Source organism: Thermogemmatispora sp., from assembly GCF_019683755.1.
Lineage (GTDB): Bacteria > Chloroflexota > Ktedonobacteria > Ktedonobacterales > Ktedonobacteraceae > Thermogemmatispora.
The window spans coordinates 1-7463 of the sequence record NZ_JADGHT010000234.1 but is presented as its reverse complement, the minus strand read 5'-3'; the positions used below and the strand labels follow the sequence as shown (position 1 = coordinate 7463).

Sequence of the window (7463 nt, the reverse complement as noted above, 5' to 3'; positions counted from 1 at the left end):
ATGAGGCTGCACCCGCCCTTTCAGGGATCTCCCGGTAGCAGAAGCTTCTGGGTAATAAGGGGGAGACGAGCTGGCACCCCGTCTTCCCCTTATTCTTTTTGGCCACGGCGCGGGGCTATCTCCCCCGCTCACTCGCTGCCTTCCTCCACCGGCCTATCGAAAACCCTCCCTCGTGTTTTACCATCGCAAAAGCAAGCTTTTCTAAAGTGAAAAATCACTTGTGCAATAAGTATCATATGCTAGCTTTGCGCGATCTCTTCCATTCGATAGCACTATGCGCTATACTCTCTGCGGGGTGAGAAGCCGCAGCCTTTCTCGATCATCCTTTTAGTCGAGGGGCCTATCAGGGGTTGATTCAGCCTGCCCCTGGTGTGGTGAGCCGGCACAGCGACCTGGCGCAAGCCATCGCGCCGTCCATCGCAATCGATCGAACAAAGGAGGCCATGATGCCATTTTGGGGTCTACTACGTCGCAGGCGGTCCCCAACAGCGAGGACAGCGGTTCCTGCTCCCCAGCCGGGGTTGGCGGGGCAGGAGCGTGCTCCGCGCTTTGAGCGCCGCTATCTAGAAGACGTCCCCTACCTGCTGCCTAAGGATGAGGCAGAGATCGATCGTCTCAACTTTCAGCACTATGCCCTGATGAGCGTTCAGAAGGTCCACATTGTGGCTCCGTTAGGGAGCTACCCCCAGGCGATTCTTGATGTTGGCTGCGGTACCGGCCTCTGGGCGCGCGAAGTCGGGCAGCGTTTCCCCGCCTGCCGCGTCGTGGGGGTTGACGTCGAGCCACCGGAGCGTCTGCCCACGACGCCAGTCAATGTGCAGTTCCTCTATAGCGACGTGCTCAAGGGGCTGCCCTTTGACGACAACTCTTTCGACCTGGTGCATCAGCGTCTGTTGATCTCAGCGATCCCCGCGCGCGCCTGGCCCACGGTGGTGCGCGAGCTGGTACGGGTGACCAGGCCGGGCGGTTGGCTGCAACTGACCGAGACGGGCGGCTACTATCATCGTCCAGGTCCGCTCTCGTTGCGGGTCAGTGGTCTCCTGGACCGGGCCTTTGAGCGTTGGGGCTTTGACCCCTATATTGCTGAGCACCTGCCGATGTACCTGCAACAGGCCGGGGCGGTCGAAGTGGAGAAGTATGTCTATAGCGTTGTGCTGGGCGAAGGAGGTGGCCAGGGTGGCCGTCTCCTGCAGAAAGATCTGCTGGCTCTGCTCCATGCTCTGAGTGAGCGCATGGCCTCCCTCATCGCACGCGAGGAGTGGCAACGCATGCTTGAGGCTCTTCCGGCTGAGTGGGCCGCCTATCAGACCGCTTTCCAATTCCATGTGACTGTAGGACGCAAGCCAGGCGTCTTGCAGGCAGCCAGGTAAGGTCAGGGAGGCAGATCAGGGGAAGGGGATAGCCCTGCTTGTCTGCAGTGGGGAAAGGAGCAGGGTGCAGCGCCAGCGAGCAGCTTGACCTGAGGCGAGCAGGCTGCCCGCCCTCGGCTCTCTTTCCCCTTTCGTCAGTTTTCATGCATGATGCACAAAACCCCCGCTTCCTTATCCGTTAAATTGGCCATAGCTTCCTCTCTAGTTTGGCCTTATACTGATCTGCAGAGGCCGCAAAGATGCGATCTCTATGCACTTTGTATGAATGCAGGTGAAGCGCTTCTCTTCCCGTGGCTCGCTGTACTCAGGGATGGTGCGAGCTGGCGTGTCGCGTTGAGGCTCCTCTCAGTGGTGAGCTAAGGTCGCGATGCCCGTGGTGTTGCCGCTCCTTGGTCGGCACCTGCAAGGCCGCGGGCCATCCGCTGCTCGTATGCCAGCGCTTTTCGGGCGCCGGCAGGGGCAGGCCAGCCAGCCAGCTAGCCAGTCTGTGGCTGTGGTCTGCTTGCCGGCTGTTCTCCCGCTGTTGACCCGTTGTATCAGTTGCCTGCAGATGAGGAGGCTCTGCGCATGCTTGAAAAGGAAGCGACGCCTGTTACTGCCACTGCTCCCTTCACCTCAGAACAGCCTAAACGCCGCTTTAATTTGCTGGTGAATAATCCGGTGCTGGAGGATTATTCTTTGCGCTACGCTCCGCGTTCGTTCCGGAAGTGGGGAACGCTGGCGGTGGCAAGCGCCGCCCTGGGAGGGATCGCTTATCTGGCCGACTTTGCCATCGGGGCCGATATTATTATCGCTCACGGCTTCAGCAATGCGGTGGCCGCTATTTTGCTGGCCGCGGTCGTGATTTTCCTGACGGGCATTCCGATCGCGTATTATTCGGCCCGCTATAACATCGATATGGATCTGCTGACGCGAGGGGCCGGCTTCGGCTATCTCGGCTCGACGCTGACGTCGCTGATCTACGCCAGTTTTACCTTTATCTTCTTCGCTCTGGAAGGCTCGATTATGGCTCAGGCCCTGCATCTGTATACGGGGCTGCCATTGCCGTGGGCCTATCTGGTCTGTGCGCTGGCGATTATTCCGCTGGTGGTATTTGGCATGACCTTGCTGGCGAAGCTGCAGACCTGGACGCAGCCGTTGTGGCTGGTGCTCTATGTGCTGCCCTTCCTGGCGATTCTGTGGAAGGACCCGGGGGCTTTTGCAGCCTGGACCCACTTCGGCGGGCTTTCCCCAGCCGGGGCTAGCCTGGTGCCGCTGGAGGTGGGGGCCGGCGCCGGAGTGGCGCTGTCCTTGATCGCCCAGATTGGCGAGCAGGCCGATTATCTGCGCTTCATGCCCGATAAGACGCGCGAGAATAGTGGTCGCTGGTGGCTGGCGGTGCTGAGCGCTGGCCCGGGCTGGGTGATCCTGGGAGCGTTGAAGCAGCTTGCTGGGGCGTTTCTGGCGTTCTATATCTTCGCCGCTGTGGGGGCGCAACTGGCTGATCAGCCCATTCAGCAGTTGCTAAAGGGCTTCAGCGTGCTGATCCCCAATCCCTGGCTGGCGCTGACGGTGGCAACCTTCTTTGTCTTGCTCTCTCAGGTGAAGATCAATGTGACCAATGCTTATTCCGGCTCACTGTCATGGTCAAATTTCTTTTCGCGGATCTTGCATCGCCACCCGGGGCGCGTGGTCTGGCTCTTTCTGAATGTGGGTATCGCCCTCCTGCTGATGGAGCTGAATATGTTCGCCTTCCTGAATACGATCCTGGGCTTCTATTCGAATGTGGCGATCGCCTGGATCGGTGCAGTGGTGGCGGACCTGGTGATCAATAAGCCGCTGCTGAAGCTGAGTCCCCCCTATATCGAGTTTAAGCGTGCGCACCTGTATACGATCAATCCGGTAGGTTTCGGGTCGACGTTGGTGGCTTCGGTGCTGTCGGTCTTGGCCTTCTTCGGGCTGTTCGGGCCGGTGGCACAGGCCTTCTCGCCTTTCCTGGCTCTGGGGATCGCCTTTGTGCTGTCACCTTTGCTGGCGGTGCTGACGCGCGGAAAGTATTATATCGCGCGCGAGAATAAGGCAATGCATGCTGCTGGCGAGGGCGAGCTACCGCTGTTGGCCTGTTCGGTCTGCGCCGATAGGTATGAGGCGCCCGATACGACTTACTGCCCCTATCATGAGGGAACGATCTGCTCGTTGTGTTGCACCTTGGAAAAGGATTGTCACGACCTGTGTAAGGCGACGGCCTAGCTTGCTGTTCCGCGGGAGGGAAAGCTCAAGCCTGGTACGGTGGTCGGTCTGTCGGTTGGTCGAGCGGTCGGGTCAGGCTGTGGTCTGCTCGCTGCCTTCTCGGCTGGCTGGCTGACTGACCGACTGGCTGGCCACCTGCCAGCAGGTCGGTTTTTGGGGCCGGCGTAGCATAGAAGAGAGGTGGGGTGTTTGCTGTGAGGCCGCGTGGTGAACCGCGCTGAACTGACCTGCCCACTCCTCCCCTTATGGCATGCTCCGACCGCACCCCACCTCTCTTTTTTGCCTTCGCGCTGGCGTCTTCTCTTATCCGTCTGGGTGCGCTGATCAAGGAAAGGAGGTGTTCGATGACCGCCTGGCTGGGTGAGCCGCCGCTCCCACGATTCAGCGTGGATGCGATGCCTCTGGAGCCAGTGCAGGTGCTGCAGTTGCTGCAGCTATGCGATAGTGCGCTGCCCGTGGGAAGTAGTGCGCATTCGTTCGGTCTGGAGACGTTGGTCGCTGAGGGGCTGCTGACGGTGGAGACCTTGGAGGAGTTTTTAGAGGCGTATGTGGCAGAGACCGGCTTGTTGGAGGGGGTCTTTTTCGGACGCGGCTGGCGGCTGGCGACGGTGGCTTCGCTGGAGGCGCTATTGCTGGGCTGGCGACGCTTGAACGCCGAGCTGAGTGCGCTGAGGTTGCCTCGTGAGAGCCGGCAGGCGAGCGTGATGATGGGGCGGCGCCTGCTGCATTTGGTACAGAGCTGGTTGAGCGATGAGCGCTTGCTGCGCGTGCAAGAGGTGGCGCTGCGCGAGGAGGGGGCTAGCCATTATACGCTGGCGCTCGGTCTGCTGTGCGGCCTGTTGGCAATCGATGAGCGCGCGGCTCTGGCGGCCTTTCTGCAGCAGCAGGTGGCGGCTCTGCTGGCGGCCTGTCAGCGCTTGTTACCGCTGGGACAGCGACGGGCAATGCAGTTGCTTTGGCGCTTGAAGCCGAGGCTACTGGCGGTGGCAGAGCAGGCCTTACGCTGTCTGGAGACCGGTGAGGAGCCGTGGCAGTGGACCCCCTTGGTGGAGCTGGGCAGTCTGCGCCATCCGTCTTTGGAGACTCGCCTCTTTATTAGCTAGTCAGGAGGGAGCGGGGCCGGTCTGCTCGCTCTGTGAAACGACCCGGCTAGAGAGGGAGGCGCAGGAGGCAGGAGGAAAGGGTCGCGTGCAGGATAAGCAAGTATGGAAGGAGTAAGTACCTGGATGCGGGCGCCGGGCAGTGAGTCAGGCGTGGGAGCCGCTGAGCAGGTGGCGGTAACGGGATCTGAGCGTGAGCAAAGGCTCGCGGCGAGGCCGCGGGGGTTGAGCCACGCTCAGGGTTATCGCCCGGAGGTTGCTGGCTGGCTGCGGCTGGGATTCGGTTACGAGAGGACGACGGGCCGGTCGCGGCTTCTCGTTCAGGAGCAGCGGCCACCGTTGCAGGTGGTGCGCGCTTTCTCGACGGACGAGGGTGGGGCCTTGGTACATGTGCACAATCTTTCGGGCGGTGTCCTGGGAGGCGATCGCTGCGCGCTGGAGATCGAGGTCGGGCCTGGGGCACGGGTTATGCTTACGTCGACGGGAGCGACGCGCCTCTATCGTCCGCGCGCCGAGGATCGCCCGGCTCTGCAGCGCTGGCAGGTGCATGTCGGTGCCGGGGCCTTATTGGAGCATTTGCCCGATGCTCTGATTCCTTTTGCGGGGGCGCGCTACCGCCAGGAGGTGCTGATCTCTTTGGCGGAGGATGCCGGCCTGTTCTGGTGGGAGATCGTGGCGCCGGGTCGTGTGGCGCGCGGGGAGTGCTTTGCCTATGAGTGGCTGGAGCTGCTGTTTACCATCAGCAGGGGCGAGTTCCCGCTGGCGCTGGAGCGTTTCCGGCTGGAGCCGCAGCAGCGTTCTCCCGGAACACTGGCACGCCTGGGACCCTTTCGCTACTGCGCGAGTCTGTATGTCTGTCGCACGGGCCAGCCACGGCAGCGCTGGGCCGACCTGGAGGCAGAGCTGGCGGGACTGGCGCAGGAGCTGAGTCAGTCAGGCGCCTGCTTGTGGGGGGTCAGTCGCCTGGTGGCAGACGGGCTGGTGGTGCGCGGCCTGGCTCAGGAGGGGCTGCCGCTCAGTGCCGGCTTGCCGCAGTTTTGGCGCCTGGCACGACTGCGTCTCTATGGGAGAACCCTGCCGCTGCCACGCAAGATCACTTGATGACTGGCCGCCCTGTTCTGGCGCTATGGTGCACGGTGGCCCTATTGAGGTTGAGCCGAGCAAGGAGGAAGAAAGGAGGTTTGTCGCGCGATGTATTTGACGCTGCGTGAGCAGGAGAAGCTCTTGATTGTCGTGGCGGCAGAGCTGGCGCGCAAGCGGCGGGCGCGCGGCCTGAAGCTCAACTATCCTGAGGCGGTGGCTCTGTTGGCCGCCGAGATGATGGAGGCGGCGCGCGATGGGCGCAGCGTGGCTGAGATTATGACCTTGGGAACAACTTTGCTGACGCGCGAGGATGTCATGGAGGGCGTGCCCGAGATGATCCAGGAGGTGCAGATCGAGGCTACCTTTCCCGATGGCACCAAGCTGGTGACGGTGCACGATCCGATTCGCTAGCTGCGCTGGCTGTGCCTGTCCATCAGAAGAAAGGAGGGCCTTGATGGGAGCAGTAGAGGAGCCAGGGACAACCGCCAACCTGGAGGGCCTGGCCCCTGGGGCCTATGTGTTGGCCGAGGGGGAGATCGTGCTCAACGCTGGTCGCCGGACGGCACGCCTGCGGGTGCGTAATCGTGGCGATCGTCCGGTGCAGGTTGGCAGCCATTATCACTTTTTCGAGGTTAATCCGGCGTTGCTGTTTGAGCGGGCCGCCGCCTACGGGATGCGCCTCAATATCGCCGCGGGGACGGCAGTGCGCTTCGAGCCGGGCGAGGAGAAAGAGGTGACGCTGGTGGCCTTCGGAGGCCGCCAGGCGATCTATGGACATCGTGGCCAGGTCAATGGGCCGTTGTGGGCGAGGCCGCCTCTGTCTCAGCCGCCTGCTGACGAGGCAGATGAGGCAAAGGCCAGTGACGGCACAGGCCCTGTCTCAGATGAGGAGGGGAACGCATGAGTCTGTCGTTGCCACGTCGTGCTTATGCCGATCTCTATGGACCAACGGTCGGCGACCGTGTGCGCCTGGCCGATACGGCTCTGCTGATCGAGATCGAGCATGATTACACGGTCTATGGCGATGAGGTCACCTTTGGCGGCGGCAAGGTGATCCGCGATGGCATGGGGCAGAATAGTCAGGCGCTGCGCGAGGGGAACGCCGGCGAGCTGCGGGCCTTGGATCTGGTGATCACGAATGCGATTGTGCTCGACTATTGGGGGATCGTGAAGGGCGATATTGGTATCAGAGATGGACGCATTGTGAAGGTGGGCAAGGCGGGTAATCCCGATACGATGGAGGGGGTTGATCCAGAGCTGGTGATCGGGGCCAGTACCGAGGTGATCGCCGGCGAGCATCTGATTGTGACGCCGGGCGGCATCGATAGCCACATTCATTTTATTTCGCCGCAGCAGGTCTATGAGGCCCTGGCCAACGGGATCACGACCATGATCGGCGGCGGGACAGGACCGGCGACGGGGACCAATGCGACGACCTGTACGCCCGGGGCCTGGTATCTGGCGCGTATGTTGCAGGCGGCCGAGCATTGGCCGCTGAACTTTGGCTTTCTGGGCAAGGGAAACGCCGCCGCGGAGGAGCCGCTGCTAGAGCAGGTTCAGGCCGGAGCCTGTGGGTTGAAGTTGCATGAGGATTGGGGCAGTACGCCGGCGGCCATCGATGCTTGCCTGCGGGTGGCTGAGATCTGCGATGTGCAGGTGGCAATCCATACGGATACGATGA

7 protein-coding genes are annotated in these 7463 nt (G+C 61.8%); all 7 read left to right on the top strand.

Annotated elements, in window-relative coordinates:
- The first annotated feature begins 443 nt into the window (after positions 1–443).
- Positions 444–1370: a class I SAM-dependent methyltransferase gene (locus IRZ24_RS14245; protein WP_297165371.1), complete on the top strand. Its 927-nt coding sequence runs from the start codon at positions 444–446 to the stop codon at positions 1368–1370.
- A 567-nt stretch (positions 1371–1937) separates the two neighbouring features.
- Positions 1938–3599: a hypothetical protein gene (locus IRZ24_RS14240; protein WP_297165370.1), complete on the top strand. Its 1662-nt coding sequence runs from the start codon at positions 1938–1940 to the stop codon at positions 3597–3599.
- Between the two features lie 344 nt (positions 3600–3943).
- Complete coding sequence (locus IRZ24_RS14235) at positions 3944–4702, top strand: urease accessory UreF family protein (protein WP_297165369.1); 759 nt, start codon at positions 3944–3946, stop codon at positions 4700–4702.
- A gap of 102 nt (positions 4703–4804) precedes the next feature.
- The gene (locus IRZ24_RS14230; RefSeq protein WP_297165367.1) at positions 4805–5800 is read left to right on the top strand and encodes an urease accessory protein UreD; all 996 of its coding nucleotides are present in this window, start codon (positions 4805–4807) and stop codon (positions 5798–5800) included.
- A gap of 90 nt (positions 5801–5890) precedes the next feature.
- On the top strand, positions 5891–6193 hold the full coding sequence (locus IRZ24_RS14225; protein ID WP_069804541.1) for an urease subunit gamma: 303 nt from the start codon (positions 5891–5893) through the stop codon (positions 6191–6193).
- Between the two features lie 88 nt (positions 6194–6281).
- Entirely contained in the window at positions 6282–6686 is a 405-nt protein-coding gene (locus IRZ24_RS14220; protein ID WP_366914301.1) for an urease subunit beta, read from the top strand.
- The coding region (locus IRZ24_RS14215; protein ID WP_297165363.1) for an urease subunit alpha at positions 6683–7463 on the top strand (781 nt) is incomplete at its 3' end. The genes IRZ24_RS14220 and IRZ24_RS14215, both read left to right, overlap by 4 nt.